We start from the raw sequence: 21620 nt of genomic DNA on the forward strand, positions 1-21620 counted from the left end.
CCTTTTACTCATACCATACTAAAGAATGTAACGTATAGGTGGGGATACAGTTATGATTGTGATTGGTCGTTCTATTGTACATCCTTATATCACGAGTGAAAACGAACCGTTCGCTACTGAGAAACAACAAATATTAGCCATCATGGCTGGAAATCAAGAAGTATATGTATTCCGAACAGCTGATGAACTCAGTTTCGATCTAAATTTAAGAATTCATATTATTACATCTGCCTTAGAACTTTTTCAAAGTGGACTTCAGTTCCGTACATTCCAGCAATCTTATTGTAACCCTGAATTCTGGCAAAGGACATCACTGGGAGGATTTCAACTACTTCCAAATGTACCACCCTCCGTCGCGATACGAGATATTTTTAAAAATGGGAAAAAGTACGGAACAGAATGTGCAACAGCAATGATTATTATTTTTTACAAAGCACTATTAGCATTATATGATGAAGAAACATTTAATCGTCTGTTTGCAAACCTTCTACTTTATACATGGGATTATGATCGAGATTTAAAACTAATAACAAAAACCGGCGGTGATATCGTTCCTGGTGACCTTGTTTACTTTAAAAATCCACAAGTGAATCCAACCTCCATTGAATGGCAAGGAGAGAATGCGATTTATTTAGGGAATTTCTTTTTTTACGGGCATGGTGTAGGAGTACAAACAAAAGAACAAATCATTTATTTATTAAATGAACGAAGAATTCCCTATGCCTTTATCTCAGCATATTTAACAGATTTTATTACCCGCATAGATAGCCGCCTCATGAGCCAATATACTCCTACTAACAGTCTACAAACAACATTCAAATTCATTCCCATTCGAGATGATGCAATTGTTGCAACGGTTGGTCACACAACTACAATCTATTAAAAAAAGCGCCTGCAATATGCAGACGCTTTTTAATTATTGGGCTTTCGTATGTTCCTTGTGACCACATTCGCAATGAGATCCACATTTCCCGTAAAGTACTGTTGTCTTTTCATCTTCAAAGTGGGCAATTGTTCCACCGCAAACTTGACATACGATTGTTCCCATTTTTCATTTCCCCCTGAGTTTGAATTATGATTTGAAACCTTCATATTTACACGTTCTATATATTACTGGGCTTTTGTATGTTCTTTGTGATCACATTCGCAATGAGATCCACATTTCCCGTAAAGTACTGTTGTCTTTTCATCTTCAAAGTGGGCAATTGTTCCCTCACAAACTTGACATACGATTGTTCCCATTTTTCATTTCCCCCTAAGTTTATGGTCCTAAAAACTTTTTATAGTTGCAAGATTCCTATATATTATTGGGCTTTTGTATGCTCCTTGTGATCACATCCGCAAGATCCACATTTCCCGTAAAGTACTGTTACTTTCTCATCCTCGAAGTGTGCAATTGTACCTTCACAATCTTGACATACGATTGTTCCCATTTTTCATTTCCCCCTAAGTTTATAATCCCAAAAACTTTTTGTAACCGCTTAACTTTCTGTCTTTATTTTAATATGTTATACTTTTTACGTCAATAGGTTTTTAGTATAACACATTAAAAATTTTATTTTACATTAGTATGAGACAATAACGTAAAAAAACAGTCATATCTTAATAAGTACGACTGTTTGCATTTATTTATTCTTCATATTCAGCATGTAAGGAAGTTGGCGGTACAAGAAATTTAAAAAACTGTGCTAGGTCATCCGCTTCCTCCTCCGATTGTAATTTAAAGACCTGTTGTAAATGTTGAACATTATCTACATCGTCTTGTCCTAGTAGAGTCGCTCTCCCTGTCTGCATGCAAACAACAAGAGGTTTCCCAAAAAACATATTTGTATAAATAACCCCAAAATCATAACGGTTTTCATGTGTCATAAACCCTAGAAATCGTACCTTCACACTTTCATGCTCATCATACAATTTTTCAAACATTTACTCACTCCTTCCTTCACAACACTTTCTACTTGTATATATTAAACAAAACGAGTAATGAACCCTTTTTAATTGTCAAAAAATTTGCAACAGTGTTAAAATAACTATATATATTATGTCAGGAGGAAATCTTTATGCAACATGCATTTATTAAACTTGTACCTAAATCTAAACAACAAGCTGTCTCATTAGAAGATGTAAAACAACTTTTTCATTATTATCGAACAATTACTTCCCAAACCGGTGTGCAAGTTAGCTATGCATATACTAACGTTGCATTTCCCTACGAGATACTTGATACATCCGATACTACACTTGAGCTAAAGTCTAGTCATGATCGATATAATTCTATTTATGTAGGAGTTGGAACAGAGAAGGAACAATCTTTCGTTCAAATCTCCTTACCTTCTACTGCAACATTTGGGGATAAAGGAAAAGCAAATGAATTCTGCCGTTTTTTAGCAAAGAAATTAGAGGGTGAATTAAGGTTATTTAATGGAAGAACAATGTATTTTTATAAACGCTAGTTCAAAAAAGGAAGGATACCATCAAAAAAAGCATACTATTTGCGCAAGTAAGAAATAACGCCTGCTTTCTCACACTAAGAACAACATAAGCAATTACATACGCTAGGTAAAGGAATACGAAAAAAAGCATCACTTTATAATGAAACTTATCACCATTTGATAAGAATAACACAATAGAAAATCCACTCCATAAAAGGAAATGATAAAATATAACATGTATGATTTTCATGGAACCGTCTCCTTTGACATGCTCTATTCTATAATAAGATATGGTATTGGACTCAAATCCATTACATAATACGAAAAGATGTTAATGGATTTGAATCCAGTATATTTCTATTAAAGTTACGTACATTTTAATTTGAGCTATATAGTATTACATATTCATTCAGCAAATATACATAATGACTTTGTTAGCTCGATTAAAGCTTTAATCGATACATTCCCATTACATACAAAACAACCCGTCTCTTATCGTTTAAGAGACGGGTTGTTTTACTTATTCAAATTATTTTACAATGTGAATTGGCATTCCAAGAGCAACTTCTGCTGCTTCCATTGTGATTTCACCTAATGTTGGGTGAGCGTGGATTGTTTGAGCGATATCTTCTGCTGTCATTCCAGCTTCGATAGCTAAACCAATCTCAGAGATAATATCAGAAGCACCTGCACCTGCAACTTGTGCACCTACAAGAAGACCGTCTTCTTTACGTGTTACAAGTTGTAAGAAACCGTCTGTGCTGTTTAATGATAATGCACGGCCGTTTGCAGCGAATGGGAATTTAGATACAGATACACTCATTCCAGCTTCTTCAGCTTGTTTTTTAGTGTAACCAACAGATGCTAATTCTGGATCAGTGAAGCATACTGCTGGAATTCCAATGTAATCGATTGCTGACGCATGGCCACTAATTGCTTCAACAGCTACTTTACCTTCGTAAGAAGCTTTGTGAGCTAATGGTGGTCCAGGAACGATATCACCGATTGCATAGATATTTGATACGTTTGTACGGCATTGCTCATCGATTTCGATGATGCCACGGTCAGTCATTTTAACTCCAACTTGCTCAAGACCGATTTCTTGCGTATTTGGACGACGACCTACAGTTACTAATACATAATCAGCTTCTACAGTTTGTACTTCGCCTTTAACTTCGAAACTAACTGTTACGCCGTTTTCTGTTTCTTCAACGCCTTTAGCCATAGCTTTTGTATGGATGTTTACGTTGCCTTTTTTCTGAAGAGCACGTTTAACAACAGAGCTCATTGCTTTTTCGAAACCAGCTAAGATTTCATCGCCAGCTTCTACTACAGTAACTTCTGTACCGAAGTTAGCATATGCAGTTCCTAATTCCATACCGATATAACCGCCGCCGATTACAACAAGTTTTTTAGGAATTTCCGGTAAGCTTAATGCACCCGTAGAGTTGATAACACGTTTAGAGTATTTGAATCCAGGAATTTCGATTGGTGTAGAACCAGTTGCAAGAACAGCATTTTTAAACGTATAAGTTTGAGCTGCATCTTCAGTCATTACGCGTAATGTGTTAGCATCTACGAAGTAAGCTTCACCGCGAATGATTTCAACTTTGTTACCTTTAAGAAGGCCTTCAACACCGCCAGTTAATTTCTTAACTACGCCGTTTTTCCATTCTTGAACTTTTGTAAAGTCAACTTTTACGTTCTCTGCAGTGATACCCATGTCATCAGAATGCATTGCATTCTCATAACGATGACCTGCATTGATTAACGCTTTTGAAGGAATACATCCAACGTTTAAGCATACGCCACCAAGGTTAGCTTTTTCAATAATTGCTACCTTTTGACCTAATTGTGCTGCACGAATTGCCGCAACGTATCCACCAGGACCTGCACCAACAACGACTGTATCTAATTCAATTGGGAAATCTCCTACTACCATTGTTATTACGCCTCCATTACTAATAATTGTGGGTCATTCAATAGACGTTTAATTTGGTTTAATGCTTTTTGAGCAGTTGCGCCGTCAATTAAACGATGGTCAAAGCTTAGAGATAATGCTAATACTGGAGCTGCAACGATTTCACCGTTTTTCACAACTGGTTTCTCAGCGATACGGCCAATACCAAGGATTGCTACTTCTGGGTGATTGATAACTGGAGTGAACCATTGTCCACCTGCAGAACCAATATTTGTAATTGTGCAAGAAGCACCTTTCATTTCAGCTGGAGCTAAACGACCTTCACGTGCTTTACCAGCAAGCTCATTGATCTCGTTAGAGATTGTAAAGATAGATTTACGATCTGTATCTTTAACAACTGGTACTAATAGACCTTTGTCTGTATCAGCTGCGATACCGATGTTGAAGTAATGCTTATGAACGATTTCTGAAGATGCATCATCTAAAGCAGTGTTCAACATTGGGAATTCACGTAATGCAGATGTTAAAGCTTTTACAACGTATGGAAGGTAAGTTAATTTAATACCTTTGTCAGCTGCAACAGCTTTGAACTTTTTACGATGAGCAACAAGTTCTGTTACATCCACTTCGTCCATTAATGTTACGTGAGGAGCTGTGTGTTTAGAGTTAACCATTGCTTTCGCAATCGCTTTACGGATACCGCTCATTTTCTCACGAGTTTCTGGGTATTCGCCAGCTGGGATTGGTTGTGCTTTTGGTGCTTCTTCTTTCGCTGCTGCTGGAGTAGCTTCTACTGCTGCTGGAGCTTCAGTTGCTGCTACTGCTTGTCCGCCATTTGCAAATGCATCGATATCAGCTTTTACAACGCGGCCATTTTTACCAGAGCCAGCTACCTTATGAATGTCTACACCTTTTTCACGAGCGTATTTACGTACAGATGGCATAGCGATTACGCGCTCATTTACTACTTCTTCAGTTGCTGCTGGAGTTGCTGCCGCTGCTGCTGGAGCTTCTTCTTTCACTTCTTCAGCTTTTGGAGCATCGTCATGGTCGTCACCTTTAAATTTAAGGTTTTCGTATCCAGGAGCGTCAAACTTAATTAAAGTATCTCCTACTACTGCAACTGTACCTTCTTCTACAAGTACTTCAAGTACTTTACCTTTAACAGGAGAAGGAATCTCTACAACTGCTTTATCATTTTGTACTTCAAGAAGTACATCGTCTTCGTTTACTTCATCGCCTGGTTTAATAAACCATTTAACGATTTCACCTTCGTGGATACCTTCGCCGATATCTGGTAGTTTAAATTCAAATGCCACGGAATTCAGCCCCCTGATTCATATCATTATTATGGAATAAGCACAAAAGAAATCAGCATGTGCTGATTTCTTTTGCACATGAAAAACTAAAATTAGAAGTTCATTACTTTGTTAACAGCTTCAACAATATCTTTATGGTTTGGTAACCATACGCTCTCAGCTTGAGAGAATGGGAATACTGTATCAGCAGCTGCAACACGTACAACTGGAGCTTCTAAGTTTAAGATTGCACGGTCGTTAATTTCCGCTACAACGTTAGCTGCAATACCAGCTTGTTTTTGAGCTTCTTGAACTACAACTACGCGGCCTGTTTTTTCAACAGAAGCGATGATTGTTTCGATATCTAGTGGTTGAACTGTACGTAAGTCAACAACCTCTAAAGAGATACCTTCTTTTTCAAGTTCTTCAGCAGCTTTTAATGCAGCATGAACCATCGCACCATAAGCGATAACAGATACATCTGTACCTTCACGTTTGATATCAGCTTTACCTAAATCAATTGTGTATTCGCCTTCTGGTACTTCTTGACGGAATGAACGGTACAATTTCATATGCTCTAAGTAGATAACTGGATCGTTGTCACGAATCGCAGAGATTAAAAGACCTTTTGCATCGTATGGAGTAGATGGAATAACAACTTTTAGACCAGGTTGTTGAGCCACTAATCCTTCTAAGCTATCAGCATGTAGTTCAGGAGTATGAACACCACCACCGAATGGAGAACGAACTGTTACTGGAGCAGTCCAACGTCCACCAGAACGATAACGCATACGAGCTAATTGACCAGAAATTGAATCCATTACTTCATAAACGAAACCGAAGAATTGGATTTCTGGAACTGGACGGAATCCTTCAAGTGCAAGTCCAACTGCAAGTCCACCAATACCAGACTCTGCAAGTGGAGTATCCATTACACGGTCTTCACCGAATTCAGCTTGTAAACCTTCAGTAGCACGGAATACTCCGCCGTTTACACCAACGTCTTCACCAAACACAAGTACGTTAGGATCATTTTTCATTTCAACACGTAAAGCATCAGTGATTGCTTGAATCATTGTCATTTGAGCCATGGCTTACTTCGACTCCTTTTCTTTGTAAATTTCATATTGTTCAGCTAAGTTGTAAGGCATTTTTTCGTACATGATTTCCATTAAATCAGTTACTTTTTGTTTTGGAGCTTGGTCAGCCTTAGCAATTGCTTGTTTGATATCTTCTTTTGCTTCTTCGATTACTTTCTCTTCTACTTCTTGAGACCATAGGCCTTTGTTTTCTAAGAATGCACGGAAGCGTACGATTGGATCTTTTTGTTCCCATTCGTTTTCGATATCTTTTGTACGGTAACGAGTTGGGTCATCACCAGCCATTGTATGTGGACCATAACGGAATGTTAAAGTCTCGATTAAAGTAGGACCTTCGCCGTTTACTGCGCGCTCACGAGCAAAAGCAGTTGCTGCGTATACAGCTAATGGATCCATACCGTCTACTTGAATTCCGTAAATACCTGCTGCTACTGCTTTTTGTGCTACAGTTTTAGCTGCAGATTGCTTTTCTACTGGAGTAGAGATTGCATAACGGTTATTTTGAACTACGAAGATTGCTGGAGCTTTGAATGCACCTGCAAAGTTCATTCCTTCGTAGAAGTCACCTTGAGAAGCACCACCGTCACCAGTGTAAGTAATTGCAACAGATTTTTTACCACGTAATTTCATACCTAACGCAACACCAGCAGTTTGGATGATTTGCGCACCGATGATGATTTGTGGAGCAAGTGCATTTACATTTTCAGGCATTTGGTTACCCATGAAGTGTCCACGAGAGAATAAGAATGCTTGGTATAATGGTAAACCATGCCATACTAATTGTGGAACATCACGATATCCTGGTAAGATGAAGTCTTCTGCTTCAAGTGCGAAATGACTTGCTAATTGAGAAGCCTCTTGTCCAGCTGTTGGTGCGTAGAAACCTAAACGTCCTTGACGGTTTAAAGAAATAGAACGTTGATCTAGTACGCGAGTATACACCATACGGCGCATTAATTCTTTTAATTGATCATCAGTTAATTCCGGCATTGCTGCTTCATTCACAACTTCGCCTTTTTCATTTAAAATTTGTAATGTTTCAAATTGAGCTGCGATAGCTTTCATTTGCTCATCAACATTAAATAGGGTCTTTTTTGTTTTAGTACCCATTCCGTTCACCTCTTCCTCTCTTGAACCATATTCTGAAACGCTTTCACTAGCAATTAGCTAGAAAAAAACGCAACCATGTAAACCGACAGGAAACCTAATCGGTTGAGAATAATTTTGTGTACCTAACAATCTGTACTAATGTTTTTTCAGAAACATATTAATACAATCTTGATCACGTTTTTTAGTTTACAACTATTCTAATCACGATGTCAATTACTTTGGTTACGTTTTTTTATGAATAACATCGAGGTTTCCACCATACGTACGTGTTTTTATTTTCACATCTGTATTAGTAGGCAGTAACCTACTGTTATATTATTCCCTATTTAACCTGTTTTTGACCTTAGAATAATATGTAAACGATTTAATTCTACTTAGTTTTTCTCTCTTTACAATAAAAATATGCAAACACTTCTTCCTTTTCTAGGCAAACACCCATACATTCCTTCCTATTACTCCATACATTATAGTAACCGCAGTATTAGCGGGAAATGATAAAGGAGGTCATCTCATGTACGGATACTCATATTGCTATCCAACAACTTGCTCATATCCTTCCTACGGCTATGGTGGTTCTTGTGGCGGATCTGGACGCGGCTTTGCCTTAATCGTTGTATTGTTTATCCTTTTAATTATCGTTGGTGCTGCTTGCATTCGTTAATGTAAAACAAAACAACTATGGAAAGAAACAGGCGGCTGTGCCGTCTGTTCTTTTTTTACTAAACACATGCTATGTACTTTATCATGACTTTTTTCAACTCCTTTGGTAGACTAAAGAAGAAAGGAGAGATTGTGAATGCTTACAATGAATGATGTAATTCGTGAAGGAAATCCCATTCTACGAGCAGTAGCAGAAGAAGTACCTCTGCCGGCAAATGAGGAAGATACACGTACACTACGAGAAATGATTGAATTTGTAATAAACAGTCAAAACCCTGAAATGGTTGAAAAATATAATTTACGTCCAGGAATTGGGCTAGCTGCACCACAAATCGGCATTTCAAAAAGAATGATTGCTGTTCATGTTACTGATATAAATGAGACATTATACAGCTATGCTTTATTCAATCCAAAAATTATTAGCCACTCTGTTGAACGTACATACTTATCTGGTGGCGAAGGATGCCTATCTGTAGATCGTGAAGTACCTGGCTATGTTCCGCGTTATACACGAATCACAGTTAAAGCAACTACTATCGATGGTGAAGAGATAAAATTACGTTTAAAAGGGTTACCAGCGATTGTATTTCAACATGAGATTGATCATCTAAATGGCATAATGTTCTATGACCACATTAATCAAGAAAATCCTTTTGCATCTCCTGATGACGCAAAACCGTTCGAAAGATAAAAAAAGCAGAAGCTTCAGCTCCTGCTTTTTTCTATATTGAAATGGTTCCCACACTCTTTTGTTACAATAAACGAGCCCACTGTAAACCATGAAGAATCCCATCTTCACTAACATCTTTCGTCACATAATTAGCAAGTTTTTTCAAATCTTCATGACCATTCCCCATTACAATTCCTGTTCCAACTGCTTCAATCATTTCTAGATCATTTAACCCATCTCCAAAAGCATAGACTTGTTCACGCTTAAATCCTAATTTCTCAATGAACTTTTCAATTCCCTTTGCTTTTGAACCACCATTTGGGATAATATCCATAGAATACGCATGCCAGCGAATAAAATGAAAATCTGGATAATCATGAATAAACTTTTCTTCCTCACCAGCTTGACAGAAGAAAAGCGTTTGGTAAACGTCACGATTTTCATAAAAACTTGGTTCGTACAATGGATGCTCAAATTGCAGACTTCCAAAACTTTCTTTTACATAATCATGGTATTCTACTGTCGCTTTCATATCCTTATGATCTAAATAAACAAGTGGGTATCCTTCTTGCTTCGCAAATGTTGTAAATGCATGTAACGTATTAGGTTGTAGTGGATTTTTAAATATAACCTCATCTTCAAATACAACATATTGGCCATTAAAACTAACATAGTTATGAATATTAAGCTCATTGCGAATATCTTCAAACATGAAAGGCGCACGCCCTGTCGCAATTGCCACATGTACTCCTTTTTCTTGCAACGTACGCACTGCTTCTCTTGTAGATTGTGGAATTTTTTTATCATGATCTAATAATGTTCCATCAATATCAAAAAAGACGATTTTATCATTCATTTTCAAAACCCTTTCTACCCCTTCTATGTTCCTACCTTAACTACTTCTTTTCAAATCCTAAAAAAAAGTATAACATATTAAACATCTGTGAAGAAAGCGTTCACTTTCTAACCTTATTTTCACCATATGCATATACTATCAAAAGAATATTGATATTTGTTTAAATGAATTTTCTTTTCTAATCTATCTCATACTATATTCATAACTGAGGGCATACTGCCTGCGAGAGCAAAAAACGTAACACGAGATTACGTCTGCACGAGCCAATAAAATCACTGAGCATCCGGACAGCAATTCCCTCATTTATCTTCTATGATTTCCTAGTATATGGAGATGAAGAGTTACTACTAATAAACAAAAAATAAGCATGCATGTTTGAAATAAGGAAAGGAAGGAGTAATCATGCTGAAGAAGCTGAAGAAAAAGCTAAAACGATATTTAAAAGATTTAGTCCGTAAAAAGACCATAGCTTAAATCGTGCCCATTTCGGGCTTTTTCTTCATTCTCATTCGAAAAAACATGAAAATCATGCCTATTTGCTTTATAATAGGTAACAGATAATGCAAAACATAGACAAGGAGAGGTTTTCCCAATGATTTTTAAAGTATTCTATCAAGAAAAAATGACTGAGGTTCCAGTACGTGAAAATACAAAAGTTTTATATTTAGAAGCTGAGTCCCAAAAAGAAGTTCGTACAAAATTACAAAAGTTCGCATATAATATCGAGTTTGTCCAATCTGTCACTGGCGCTCATCTTGAATACGAAAAAGAAAATGCGGATTTAACATTAACGGAGATCGTATAATTTATGAAATTCCTAAAAAATGATCAGGCAGCCGTTTTCGCTCTTGGTGGACTCGGTGAAATCGGCAAAAATACATATGCTGTCCAATTTCAAGATGAAATTATTATAATTGATGCTGGAATTAAGTTTCCAGAAGACGAACTTCTCGGAATCGACTATGTGATTCCTGATTACACTTATTTTGTACGAAACGAAGATAAAATTAAAGGTTTATTCATTACGCACGGTCATGAAGATCACATTGGTGGTATCCCTTACCTGTTACGTCAAGTGAACATCCCAATTTACGGCGGAAAATTAGCAATTGCTTTAATTAAAAACAAATTAGAAGAGCACGGATTACTTCGAAAAGCAAAACTTTACGAAATTCAAGAAGATGATGTTATTAAATTCAAAAAAACATCTGTATCGTTCTTCCGTACAACGCACAGCATTCCAGATTCGTATGGAGTTGTCGTGAAAACACCGCAAGGACAAATTGTCCACACAGGTGACTTTAAATTTGATTTCACACCAGTAGGTGACCCAGCAGACTTAACAAAAATGGCCGAAATTGGCAAAGACGGCGTGCTTTGTCTTTTATCCGATAGTACGAACAGTGAAGTACCTAACTTTACGATGTCTGAACGCCGTGTTGGTGATAGCATTCAAGATATTTTCCGTAAAGTAGAAGGGCGTATTATATTCGCAACCTTTGCATCGAATATTCATCGTTTGCAGCAAGTTGTTGAAGCAGCTGTTGAAAACAATCGTAAAGTGGCTGTATTTGGTCGAAGCATGGAAGCGGCAATTGAAATCGGTCATAATCTTGGTTATATTCGCTGTCCAAAGGATACATTTATAGAAGCGTCCCAACTAAATAGACTACCAGCTAACAAAGTCGTTATTTTATGTACAGGTAGTCAGGGAGAACCAATGGCGGCACTTTCTCGTATCGCGAATGGAACACACCGTCAAATTCAAATTATTCCTGGCGATACAGTTGTTTTCTCTTCTTCACCAATTCCAGGTAATACAGTTAGCGTAAGCCGCACAATTAATATGTTATACCGCGCTGGCGCTGATGTTATTCATGGAAAACTTTCAAATATTCATACAAGCGGTCATGGTGGACAAGAAGAACAAAAACTTATGTTACGTCTTATTAAACCGAAATACTTCATGCCAATTCATGGAGAATATCGTATGCAACGTATGCACATGAAATTAGCAAATGATTGTGGTATTCCAGAAGAAAATTGCTTCATTATGGATAATGGTGATGTTCTTGCCTTACGTTCAGACGAAGCAAACGTTGCTGGAAAAATCCCATCTGGATCTGTTTACATTGATGGAAACGGTATTGGTGATATTGGTAACATTGTACTTCGTGACCGTCGCATTCTTTCTGAAGAGGGGCTTGTTATCGTTGTTGTCAGCATTGATATGAAAGAATTTAAAGTTGCAGCAGGACCTGATATTATCTCTCGTGGATTCGTTTACATGCGTGAGAGTAGCGATTTAATTAATGATGCACAAACTTTAATTACTACTCATTTAGAAAAAGTAATGGAGCGAAAAACAACACAATGGTCTGAAATTAAAAATGAAATTACAGATACATTAGCACCATTCTTATACGAAAAAACAAAACGTCGTCCAATGATTTTACCAATCATTATGGAAATATAAGAAAAAGGACAAATGCCTCCTGGGCATTGTCCTTTTTCTATTTCATTCTATCTTAAATAATGTTTAAATCGATCAACTTCATCATCATGACCGATTACAATTAAAATATCGCCTGCTTGAATATTTTCTGTAGCTCGAGGAGAAACAATAACTTCCTTCCCTCGCTTAATTGCAACAATGTTTAATCCAAACTTTGCACGAATATCCAGTTCAATTAAAGAGTGTCCATCAATCTTTTTATTGGCAATAATCTCTACAATACTATGCTCATCTGAAAGTTCTAAGTAATCTAATACGTTGCTTGAAGCAATATTGTTCGCAATTCGTTTTCCCATATCCCTCTCTGGGTGAACAATATGGTCAGCTCCAATTTTACTTAACACTTTTTCATGATAATCATTTTGCGCCTTAACAGTAATATTTTTTACGCCTAATTCCTTTAAAATAAGAGTTGTTAAAATACTCGAATTCAGATTATCACCAATTGCAACAACAACGTGATCGAAATTACGAATACCGAGACTTTTTAAAACCATTTCATCTGTTGAATCAGCAATCACTGCATGCGAAGCAATATTTGCAAATTCATTTATTTTATCTTCATTAAGATCAATGGCCATTACTTCCATACCTAATTGGGCTAATTCACGACAAATACTGCCCCCAAAACGTCCAAGTCCAATGACAGCAAATTCTTTCTCTTTCTCACTCACATGAATTCCTCCAATAAAATCAAGTCCTGTCTATTTTATTGTAGCACACTTTATATTTGCCACAAAGACTAGCAATCAACCTATATTTATTTTTGTTTTTGAATATAGAAATACTGCTGCAAATAAAATGCAATAATACAAATGAGCATACCAAAAACAAAAATGTTTCCAAACGAACTAAACGTTTGAAACACAAATAATAATGTTTCTTGACCAAAAAAGGCAAATAAGAGCTGTGTAAAAGCAAATAAGAGCGCCCATTTATAATGTTGTTGATGAAATAAATAATGAGTTGCTCCTAAAAATGCACAAAATGAAATGCTAAAAATCCACCAAGTTTCTAAAAATACTTCCCAGCTCGCAAAATTATATCCATTTACAACAAGTGCGATAATTCCAATGACTAACATCGTGGGAACACTCCAAAATAATGCTCGTCTTCGAAAGAATCGAAGTCCATTAGAATCGCCTTTTTCATTTGCGCAATACGTTAAAAATGCTGTACTTATATACAGAACAGATAAAATTGTTAATACAATGATTAACCAAAAATGTAGCTGATTATATTCATGTTCTATATTCGTAACAATAGCCGCTAGCATACTTGGAATCAGCATACCTGTCCACCCATCAATCTTTCTTTCATTCCAAAATACAGCATTTCCTATGCGAATACCTAAAAGCATAAAAATAATCACACCAATTACAAATAACGTTGTCTTGTTTCCAACTAAGCTTGTTGAAAAAGCAATTAAACCAATAAATAAAAAAAGAACAAATCCATTCATAATTTCTAATACTGGTGATAAATAACCTTTCACCCATTTATATGTTTCTTCATATTCGCGTTTATTCGTTAAGCGATATGCATAAAAACTTATTCCGAAATAAACCGCTGCAATAATAACATATGCGTATAAAAAGAAACATAAAATTGCACTGCCAATCTGCACCTGATTCCCCACCCTTTTTTCTATGTATCACATTGATTTTACACATTTTTCGTATAAAAAGTAAACTAAAACATACAGTTCCATTTCCTTCAGTAAAATTTTCATTTCTAAATCAGCACATAGGAGGCATATCTCTCCTTTATCCTATTATCTATAAAGTGAAACTTTAATCGGTTGTAATCTTACTGCCCGTTAATAAGGGATAAAAAAACCTCCTATGAAAAGGAGGTTTTGCGCATATCAAAAGAAACTTCTACCTCCAAACTACCCTAGCGTGTAAGTAGAAAAATCCACATCTTATTCAGCTTCTTTTTTCACTTCATCTAACACACGATTCACTCGTTTTGTTAGCATTTTCATCCCACTTCCACCTGCTTGGAAATGACGAAGCACACCATTTTTATCAAACACATAATATGCTGGTACATATTGATTTTCAAATGCATCTGCAATCTTGTGTTGATTATCTATCAAAATTGTTTGGGCTATCCCATGCTCTTTTGCAACTGCTTCCACTTGCTCAAGGTTTAAATCATCCTCTGAACGTGGCATATGAACCGCAACAACATTTAATTGCTCTTTATATTCATCACGGAATGTATTAATATCTGGCATCGCTTCTTTACATAAGTGACAACTAACAGACCAAAAATGAATAAGTGTTGGCTTTTCGCCAATTAGTGATTCACGTACTACTTCTCCATTTAATACTGTTGTTGCACCGTCTAAAGAAGGCATTGGTTGACGTAATTTCATGATTTCTCCTCCTTACAGATGTAGAGAAAGGTCTAACAAAATATTGTTAGACCCCTATATTTCACGATAAAATTAAACGTTTAAAGTTGCTTGACCTGGTTTCCAGTTTGCTGGGCAAAGTCCACCAGTTTGAAGAGCTTGAAGAACACGAATTACTTCATCAACTTCACGGCCGATGTTGTTGTGATGTACAACTTGATACATTAATTCGCCTTCTGGACTAATGATAAATAAACCACGAAGTGCAATACCTTCCTCTTCAAGTAATACACCGTAATCACGAGATACTACATGATTCGTATCAGCAGCTAGAGGATATTTTAATTCACCTAAACCGTTTTTCGTGCGTTCAGTGTTAATCCAAGCTAAGTGAGTATGGATTGTATCAGTAGATACACCAATTACTTCTGCATCTAAATCTTCGAACTCATCATAACGATCAGAAAGTGCGATGATTTCTGTTGGACATACGAAAGTGAAATCCATTGGATAGAAGAAAAGTACTGTCCATTTATCCTGTTTCATAACCTCTTCCAGACTTACTTTACCAAATTCTTTGTTTGGCATAACAGCATCCATTTCAAAGCGTGGAGCTTGTTTTGCTACCATACGTTCTGCCATATGTATCAACCTCCGCAATTTTTTATCATATATTGTCTACTCTTGGAGTATGTAAGAGGAATCAGTTTTCAGTCAATTTCATTTCATAATTATAAAATAAATCACTAACAACTTATCCCTCCATCTACCATTATAAAGTATTGTGTTAGAATTACAAAAAAAATGCATTATAAATTATATTTTTCATATGAAAAAGAACAGGCTTTATCCCCTGTTCCCTTTCCACTTTACATATTGATTTAAAAACGCAATGGTTTGTTCAATTGCTTCTTCTTTTGGTTGTAACTTTGCATGATGTAAACCATATTCTGAGTCTACTCCAAGCCAAAACATAAATCCTGGGATTTCACGAAGCATATACCCGAAATCTTCCCCTGTCATGGCCTCTGTACATGTAACAACGTTCATATTTGTTTGCTCAGATGCAAACATCATAAACTCCTGCGTTAACTCTTCATGATTATATACTTGATGATACATTGCTCCATAATCAATAACAGCTTCGCATTGAAACGCATATTCAATCCCTGCAACAATTGCTTCAATTCTACTTTTCACTCGTTTCATTGATTCGACAGATAAAGTTCGAATCGTTCCTTCTAAGCGAGATTTTTCTGCAATAATGTTTTGAACTGTACCACCTGTGATTTTACCAATTGTAATAACTGCACTATCAAGTGGATTTACATTACGACTAACAATCGATTGTAGCTGTGTAACAAGGTGACTTGCCGCAACAATCATATCATTTGCAGTATGTGGATATGCTGCATGTCCACCTTTTCCTTTTAAATCGATATATAGTTCTGATGTATTTGCAAATAGCAATCCTTCTTTTGTTGCGATTGTCCCTACTGGATATTCAGGTGCGATATGCAGACCAAGAATCATATCTGGTTTCCATTCTTTCAACTCTTCGCTTTCTAACATAGGAAGGGCGCCACCTGGACCTTCTTCAGCTGGTTGGAATAGAAAAACAAGATTATCATCTATTCTTTCATTTACAATGGCGGTTAGAAGTCCCAAACCAATTGTAGCATGAAAATCATGACCACATGCATGCATCATTCCTTCGTGAACAGAAGTAAATTCATATCCTGTTTCCTCTGGAATTAGTAGGCCATCAATATCTGCACGGTATCCAATTGTTTTTTCTGGTTTTTTTCCTTTTACTTTAACGATAACACCTGTTTTCCATGTTTTCACTTCCAGATATTCACTAGGAAGGGTGCCGATATAATTTAAAATATATTGTTGTGTTTTCCACTCTTGAAAGCCTAACTCTGGAATCTTATGTAAGTCTCTACGAATTTGTACATATTTACTGACTGTCATATCTCCACCACCATTTATAAAAAGCGTAAGAGCTTATTTGCCCTTACGCTTTCGTTCTTTATTTTTCCGGATTTAATTGACGAAGTTCTTGTTTAATTTCTGTTTTCGCTTTTGTCTTCTCATCAATTTCTTTAATAACACGCGCTGGTGTACCTGCAACTACTGTATATGGCGGTACATCTTCTGTTACAATCGCTCCTGCTGCAACAACTGCACCCTTACCAACTGTAACACCTTCTAAAACAACTACGTTTGCACCAATTACAACATCGTCTTCAACGATAACTGGTTTTGCAGAAGGTGGCTCGATAACACCTGCAAGTACAGCACCAGCACCAACGTGACAGTTTTTACCTACTGTAGCACGTCCGCCAAGCACTGCATTCATATCGATCATTGAACCTTCGCCGATTACTGCACCAATATTAATTGTTGCATTCATCATAATAACTGCATTATCGCCAATTTCAACATGATCACGAATAATTGCACCTGGCTCAATACGAGCTTTAATGCCTTTTAGATCCAGCATTGGAATTGCAGAATTACGACGATCGTTTTCGACAACGTAGTCTACAATATGCTTTTTATTTTCTTCAAGAATTGTCTTAATTTCAGACCATTCTCCAAATAAAACACCAGCTTTTTTATTCACAAATGCTTGTACTGTTTCAGGGAATGTTACTTCTTTTAAATCCCCTTTTATGTATACCTTTACAGGAGTTTTCTTCTCACTTTTTTGAATAAACGAAATAATTTCGTTTGCATCCATCATTTTCATGCTTGTTGCCTCCTAAATCCATTTATAATGTTACTCTACCAAACGAAAGAGCTACTAGCAAGACAATAATCTTATTTTTCCGTTTGAATTTCTTCTATAATATCTAAAAACGCTTGTACTTGTTTCAATTGCCTTGCAGAATCACTTGTCAATAGCCACGTTTCTCGATTCAACTGAACAGGCGTTTTATACGTCTTTTCTCTTACTTCTTTTAAAACCGTAGAAGGTAACAGCGCATAACCAATTCCATTTAAAACGAGTTGCTTACATGTTTCAATTTGATCAACTACAATCGTTCGTTTAGGAGGATTAGAAAATAATCCATACCACCAATTCTGAATTTGTCCATAGTATGTCGAGTCGCTTTTAAATTGTATAAACGGTCTGTTTGTATCTTTCAACATCGAAATATCTTTAATTTCTGTGTCAACTAAATATAGCTCATCCTCAAATAATTGCTCTTTATGCCCTTTATATTCTTGTTTCCCTCGTAATATAGCGACATGGACATCCCCTTCATAAAAATGCTTTTGTACTTCACTACTCCACCCTGTAAAAAGGGATATTTTAACAAATGGGTATTTTTGTACAAATCTCTTTAAAACAGGTGGTAACCAATATTGTCCAATCACAGATGCCACAGCTATCTTTAATGTTCCGTATGTTTCCGTACGATAGATTGCTAATTCACTTTTAATTGCTTCTTCTCTTTGCAGCATATCCTTCGCATAATTGGCCACTTTTTCCCCTTCTGGTGTAATTGTCAAGCCTTTTTGAGAACGAATAAAAAATTTCATTCCCCATTGTTTTTCCATTGATTGTAAGCGTTGACTGAGTGCAGGCTGTGAAACGAATAAGCGCTCTGCAGCTTTTCTCATATTGGATTCCTGCGCTAAAACAACCATCATTTGAAAATCATCAATTTGCAACTTTCTCCCTCTTTCCTTATCTTACATGTAACCATCTAACCTCAATATATACGTTGCACAATTCTCTAACATGCAATATTTTATTTTTATTTTCGAGAAGCTTGGATGGATTGGCATTTCACCTAAGCTTTTATACTTGTTTAAGTCAATCTATATAAAGTGAAACTTTAATCAACGGGAGTATCCCACATCCTCACTCATTATTAGCCCTTACCAATCGTTTTTTTTACGAACAGTTACCCCCTTCTCGCCTTTCCCTTAACCTTGAGATGGGAAGGCTCTGACTGCAAATAGCCAGGTAAAACGAAAAAGAGACGCATGATAAAAAAGCGACTTCTCTTTTTATTCGAAGTCGCTTACCCTTCTTTATCGATTATACTGTCTTACTTTTTTGTTCAGCAATTTTAAAATAGCACGCCTTGTTAAAATCCCTTCAAAGTACCCATCATTGTTTACAGCACAAATAAATGGATGATCAATTGTCATTTCTAATGCTTTAGCAAATGAATCCTCAAGCCCGAGATTTGGAATGTCCTTTTTCATTACGTGCTCAACTTTCATATCCTCAAGTTTTTCAAATTCAATGCGCTCTAATCCTAAAATACCATCCAAAATCATCGCAGTACTTATTAATCCATGTAATTTATACATAGGATCTAAAACAGGAATCGCAGAATATCCAGACTTTACAAGAACAAGTAAAGCGTGTTCTAAGCTATTTCCGATTTGAACATGTGCAACTTTTTCTGATGAAATCATTAAATCTTTAACAAAAACTTGTTGAAACTCACCTTTCGGAATACTAATCATATTATCCCCCCATTTTTCTCCCTTTTTTCCTGCTAACATGATCTCCAATAGACAATCCATAAGACTTACTGCTCACAGTTATTCATATCCACGGCTAAAATTTCCACTTTATTTCCCAGTTCTATTCATATCATATGATAGCGTTTTCATATTATTATTTTGTCCTTAGTTTATTCCAACAAAAATAATGATACACACTCCATTTTACCATAGAACACAAAAAAAAGACTACCTTTCTGGTAGCGCTTAGTATCCTTCATTTTTCAATCGATTAAATAACCTTGTAATTCTTCTATATTGGGAAATATCAGTTGTTTTCAAACCACTTTCAATATCTGTAAGCTCAACAGCTAGAATTTCACTAGCATAGTTTTGTCGAAATAAAATATCTAACAACAAGCTTTCTTCTTCTTTTGTTAAAGTGACTTCCTTCTGCATATCTTCCTCTCCTTATGCTTTTTTCCTTATTATTTATTATATAAAATATTCGTTTAGTTTAATAGATAAAAAATTCAGTTTTTTATTTCGTATAGCGATTTGCATAACTAAAAGCCGCATAAGCATCAGGTTTAATTTTTGCAGTTAGCCCCATAGCCTTCACCTTCGTTGTCATATCCGAAATAAATTCTTTTGTTAATCCATCCTTTCCTATGTCTAAGTGGATTTCCATTACAAATCCAGCTCCTTCATGGGCATATGGGTGTAATAACTCCCATATACGCCTTATATGTTCCGGTGTAAACAAACAGGCGACTTCTTGGCTAAACTGTGTTTCTAAATATATTTTTTCACGTAAGGTAGGTGGTTTTTTATGTAAAACTTTATGTTTCAAGCATCCCCATGCTCCTTTTCCAACACGATGAATGTGCACTGCCGTAATAAAACGGGTACCTTTTTGATGCACTTGTGAATCTGTTCCAATAGATAGTCGATATAAATTACGTGGATCCCTTTCAATAAAATTGCAAATGCGTGAGAAAACTGTTTCAAAATCCATATCCCTCTCTGATATGTTATAAAATCGATACTCACCGTCCACATAGTCACGTCCCTTCAATTAGACAGACTTTTTGCATTCTCATTGTATGGGACAAAAGAGCAAAATATGACTTAATTATCCTTTACTCGTTTCTATATTTCGAATGGAATACTTACATGCTGGACAGGTATAAATTACATTCTGATTAGACTGAGCCGTTAATACATGATTCATTTCAAATGACATATGACATTTTGGACAAACAACAATTGGTAATCGCTCCACATTCCACATTCCTTTCTAACTTTTAATATCAGTGTAGGAAGAACAAAAAAATCTTATACATATAAAGCAGAATTTCATCAGTGAGGCCTTTACAAGTAGCTATCACCCATATATCTCCTTCAATCCTTATACTCTTACTACCTATTAGTGAAAAATAAAGTTATTATTCAAATCACCAAAAAAGGTACCGCTCCTCGCGGTACCTTCTTCGTATGTATCAAGAAATAATATCGTAAATCTCGATCGCAACCATATCAATATTATCGAATTGATATACTTGTGGCTTTTCACCTTGTTGATACACTTCTAACTCATACATTTCACTTTTATCAAAAAATTTCACGCTACATTTACGTTCACCGTTCACTTCAAAATAGCGTTGTGCTACTTCACCGCTTTCAGCTTGTTCTTGTAGACTAACAAGTCGAGTTAAAATTCCTTGGAGTAGAGACATGAAATCTCCCCTTTCTCTAATCTTCCTACCAATAGGTTTTACAGCTATACTCATTCTATCCGTCATAACAGAAAAAATGTTCCACACTCTAGGATAAAGCTTCTTGGCAAGAAACTCAACTAAAATTTGTCGAAAAAAGAAGGAAAAAGCAGAAAGAAAATCTTTATCTTTCTTTATTGCGGTTTTTAAAGCTGCAGAATATAATAAAAAGCAGAAAAAGAGGAGGAATTATAATGAAAAAAATCGAGGTTTATACACAACCAGACTGCCCACCGTGTACCATTGTAAAAGAGTTTTTAAAGCACAATAACGTAACATACGAAGAATTTGATGTCAAAAAGGATAATTCTGCTCGCAATCGTCTTTTATATGACTATAACTCATACTCAACTCCAACTGTTGTCATTGACGGAGAGGTTGTCTCTGGTTTTCAAATTGAAAAGTTGCAACAGTTACTAAACCTAGAACAGGAATAGGCGTC

Annotated in this window: 28 protein-coding genes and 1 pseudogene; 7 read left to right on the forward strand and 22 right to left on the reverse strand. The window is 36.1% G+C overall.

Annotated features, from left to right (window positions below):
• The first annotated feature begins 52 nt into the window (after nt 1–52).
• Nucleotides 53–883: a protein-glutamine gamma-glutamyltransferase gene (locus tag AAIE21_RS02470; protein ID WP_343265309.1), complete on the forward strand. Its 831-nt coding sequence runs from the start codon at nt 53–55 to the stop codon at nt 881–883.
• Between the two features lie 33 nt (nt 884–916).
• Here the strand turns inward: AAIE21_RS02470 and AAIE21_RS02475 are convergent, their stop codons facing one another.
• The 4 genes from AAIE21_RS02475 to AAIE21_RS02490 all read right to left on the reverse strand — a co-directional run bounded on the left by AAIE21_RS02475 (nt 917) and on the right by AAIE21_RS02490 (nt 1926).
• Nucleotides 917–1048, reverse strand: a complete 132-nt coding sequence (locus AAIE21_RS02475; protein WP_343265310.1) for a GapA-binding peptide SR1P — start codon at nt 1046–1048, stop codon at nt 917–919.
• A gap of 62 nt (nt 1049–1110) precedes the next feature.
• Nucleotides 1111–1242, reverse strand: a complete 132-nt coding sequence (locus AAIE21_RS02480; RefSeq protein WP_006095811.1) for a GapA-binding peptide SR1P — start codon at nt 1240–1242, stop codon at nt 1111–1113.
• Nucleotides 1243–1304: 62 nt separating this feature from the next.
• Complete coding sequence (locus AAIE21_RS02485) at nt 1305–1433, reverse strand: GapA-binding peptide SR1P (RefSeq protein WP_343265311.1); 129 nt, start codon at nt 1431–1433, stop codon at nt 1305–1307.
• Between the two features lie 196 nt (nt 1434–1629).
• The gene (locus tag AAIE21_RS02490; protein ID WP_003199960.1) at nt 1630–1926 is read right to left on the reverse strand and encodes a DUF3055 domain-containing protein; all 297 of its coding nucleotides are present in this window, start codon (nt 1924–1926) and stop codon (nt 1630–1632) included.
• A gap of 134 nt (nt 1927–2060) precedes the next feature.
• Here AAIE21_RS02490 and AAIE21_RS02495 point away from each other — a divergent pair, with 134 nt between their 5' ends.
• Nucleotides 2061–2453 carry a DUF1885 family protein gene (locus AAIE21_RS02495; RefSeq protein WP_343265312.1) on the forward strand — a complete coding sequence of 131 codons (393 nt, stop codon included), beginning with the start codon at nt 2061–2063 and terminating at the stop codon, nt 2451–2453.
• 1 nt (nt 2454) lies between these two features.
• On the opposite strand, the gene AAIE21_RS02500 is transcribed toward AAIE21_RS02495, so the two are convergent.
• From AAIE21_RS02500 to pdhA, 5 genes are all read right to left on the reverse strand, one after another.
• Entirely contained in the window at nt 2455–2682 is a 228-nt protein-coding gene (locus AAIE21_RS02500) for a hypothetical protein (RefSeq protein WP_343265313.1), read from the reverse strand.
• Between the two features lie 279 nt (nt 2683–2961).
• A complete protein-coding gene (gene lpdA / locus AAIE21_RS02505; RefSeq protein WP_343265314.1) occupies nt 2962–4374 on the reverse strand; it encodes a dihydrolipoyl dehydrogenase in 1413 nt (470 codons plus the stop codon).
• A 5-nt stretch (nt 4375–4379) separates the two neighbouring features.
• Nucleotides 4380–5672, reverse strand: coding sequence for a pyruvate dehydrogenase complex dihydrolipoyllysine-residue acetyltransferase (gene pdhC, locus AAIE21_RS02510; RefSeq protein ID WP_343265315.1), 1293 nt, complete (start codon nt 5670–5672; stop codon nt 4380–4382).
• A 92-nt stretch (nt 5673–5764) separates the two neighbouring features.
• The gene (gene pdhB, locus AAIE21_RS02515; protein WP_174099246.1) at nt 5765–6742 is read right to left on the reverse strand and encodes a pyruvate dehydrogenase complex E1 component subunit beta; all 978 of its coding nucleotides are present in this window, start codon (nt 6740–6742) and stop codon (nt 5765–5767) included.
• Nucleotides 6743–6745: 3 nt separating this feature from the next.
• Nucleotides 6746–7861 carry a pyruvate dehydrogenase E1 component subunit alpha gene (pdhA, locus tag AAIE21_RS02520; protein ID WP_000536894.1) on the reverse strand — a complete coding sequence of 372 codons (1116 nt, stop codon included), beginning with the start codon at nt 7859–7861 and terminating at the stop codon, nt 6746–6748.
• A 580-nt stretch (nt 7862–8441) separates the two neighbouring features.
• On the opposite strand from pdhA, the pseudogene AAIE21_RS29565 reads away from it, so the two are divergent.
• Nucleotides 8442–8522, forward strand: a pseudogene (locus AAIE21_RS29565) (YjcZ family sporulation protein); the annotation flags it as partial.
• Nucleotides 8523–8657: 135 nt separating this feature from the next.
• On the forward strand, nt 8658–9212 hold the full coding sequence (def, locus tag AAIE21_RS02530) for a peptide deformylase (RefSeq protein ID WP_343265316.1): 555 nt from the start codon (nt 8658–8660) through the stop codon (nt 9210–9212).
• Nucleotides 9213–9273: 61 nt separating this feature from the next.
• On the opposite strand, the gene AAIE21_RS02535 is transcribed toward def, so the two are convergent.
• Nucleotides 9274–10047 carry a Cof-type HAD-IIB family hydrolase gene (locus AAIE21_RS02535; protein WP_343265904.1) on the reverse strand — a complete coding sequence of 258 codons (774 nt, stop codon included), beginning with the start codon at nt 10045–10047 and terminating at the stop codon, nt 9274–9276.
• 592 nt (nt 10048–10639) lie between these two features.
• Between AAIE21_RS02535 and AAIE21_RS02540 the strand changes: the two genes are divergently transcribed.
• Together AAIE21_RS02540 and rnjA are read left to right on the forward strand one after the other, a co-directional pair.
• On the forward strand, nt 10640–10852 hold the full coding sequence (locus AAIE21_RS02540) for a DNA-dependent RNA polymerase subunit epsilon (RefSeq protein ID WP_343265317.1): 213 nt from the start codon (nt 10640–10642) through the stop codon (nt 10850–10852).
• Nucleotides 10853–10855: 3 nt separating this feature from the next.
• Nucleotides 10856–12523 (forward strand): ribonuclease J1, encoded by a 1668-nt coding sequence (rnjA, locus tag AAIE21_RS02545; protein WP_343265318.1) that lies wholly within the window; start codon nt 10856–10858, stop codon nt 12521–12523.
• Between the two features lie 47 nt (nt 12524–12570).
• Here the strand turns inward: rnjA and AAIE21_RS02550 are convergent, their stop codons facing one another.
• The 12 genes from AAIE21_RS02550 to AAIE21_RS02605 form a co-directional block, all read right to left on the reverse strand.
• A complete protein-coding gene (locus AAIE21_RS02550; RefSeq protein WP_343265319.1) occupies nt 12571–13236 on the reverse strand; it encodes a potassium channel family protein in 666 nt (221 codons plus the stop codon).
• An 86-nt stretch (nt 13237–13322) separates the two neighbouring features.
• Complete coding sequence (locus tag AAIE21_RS02555) at nt 13323–14189, reverse strand: cytochrome C oxidase assembly protein (RefSeq protein ID WP_343265320.1); 867 nt, start codon at nt 14187–14189, stop codon at nt 13323–13325.
• A 297-nt stretch (nt 14190–14486) separates the two neighbouring features.
• A complete protein-coding gene (locus tag AAIE21_RS02560) occupies nt 14487–14945 on the reverse strand; it encodes a TlpA disulfide reductase family protein (protein ID WP_343265321.1) in 459 nt (152 codons plus the stop codon).
• A gap of 72 nt (nt 14946–15017) precedes the next feature.
• Nucleotides 15018–15566: a peroxiredoxin gene (locus AAIE21_RS02565; protein ID WP_343265322.1), complete on the reverse strand. Its 549-nt coding sequence runs from the start codon at nt 15564–15566 to the stop codon at nt 15018–15020.
• Nucleotides 15567–15770: 204 nt separating this feature from the next.
• Nucleotides 15771–16901: an N-acetyldiaminopimelate deacetylase gene (locus AAIE21_RS02570; protein WP_343265323.1), complete on the reverse strand. Its 1131-nt coding sequence runs from the start codon at nt 16899–16901 to the stop codon at nt 15771–15773.
• A gap of 58 nt (nt 16902–16959) precedes the next feature.
• On the reverse strand, nt 16960–17682 hold the full coding sequence (dapD, locus tag AAIE21_RS02575) for a 2,3,4,5-tetrahydropyridine-2,6-dicarboxylate N-acetyltransferase (RefSeq protein WP_343265324.1): 723 nt from the start codon (nt 17680–17682) through the stop codon (nt 16960–16962).
• A gap of 71 nt (nt 17683–17753) precedes the next feature.
• The gene (locus AAIE21_RS02580) at nt 17754–18611 is read right to left on the reverse strand and encodes a LysR family transcriptional regulator (RefSeq protein ID WP_481858649.1); all 858 of its coding nucleotides are present in this window, start codon (nt 18609–18611) and stop codon (nt 17754–17756) included.
• A 366-nt stretch (nt 18612–18977) separates the two neighbouring features.
• Nucleotides 18978–19421: a cyclic-di-AMP-binding protein CbpB gene (gene cbpB, locus AAIE21_RS02585; protein ID WP_343265325.1), complete on the reverse strand. Its 444-nt coding sequence runs from the start codon at nt 19419–19421 to the stop codon at nt 18978–18980.
• 246 nt (nt 19422–19667) lie between these two features.
• Nucleotides 19668–19859, reverse strand: a complete 192-nt coding sequence (abbA, locus tag AAIE21_RS02590) for an antirepressor AbbA (protein ID WP_343265326.1) — start codon at nt 19857–19859, stop codon at nt 19668–19670.
• A gap of 82 nt (nt 19860–19941) precedes the next feature.
• Nucleotides 19942–20460: a ribonuclease H-like YkuK family protein gene (locus AAIE21_RS02595; RefSeq protein WP_343265327.1), complete on the reverse strand. Its 519-nt coding sequence runs from the start codon at nt 20458–20460 to the stop codon at nt 19942–19944.
• A 75-nt stretch (nt 20461–20535) separates the two neighbouring features.
• Nucleotides 20536–20685, reverse strand: coding sequence for a hypothetical protein (locus AAIE21_RS02600; RefSeq protein WP_343265328.1), 150 nt, complete (start codon nt 20683–20685; stop codon nt 20536–20538).
• A 217-nt stretch (nt 20686–20902) separates the two neighbouring features.
• A complete protein-coding gene (locus AAIE21_RS02605; protein WP_000055151.1) occupies nt 20903–21139 on the reverse strand; it encodes a YkuJ family protein in 237 nt (78 codons plus the stop codon).
• A gap of 233 nt (nt 21140–21372) precedes the next feature.
• Between AAIE21_RS02605 and AAIE21_RS02610 the strand changes: the two genes are divergently transcribed.
• A complete protein-coding gene (locus tag AAIE21_RS02610; protein ID WP_343265329.1) occupies nt 21373–21615 on the forward strand; it encodes a glutaredoxin family protein in 243 nt (80 codons plus the stop codon).
• Nucleotides 21616–21620: the final 5 nt, after the last annotated feature.

It is taken from the genome of Paenibacillus sp. 102 (assembly GCF_039549175.1).
Classification (GTDB): domain Bacteria; phylum Bacillota; class Bacilli; order Bacillales; family Bacillaceae_G; genus Bacillus_A.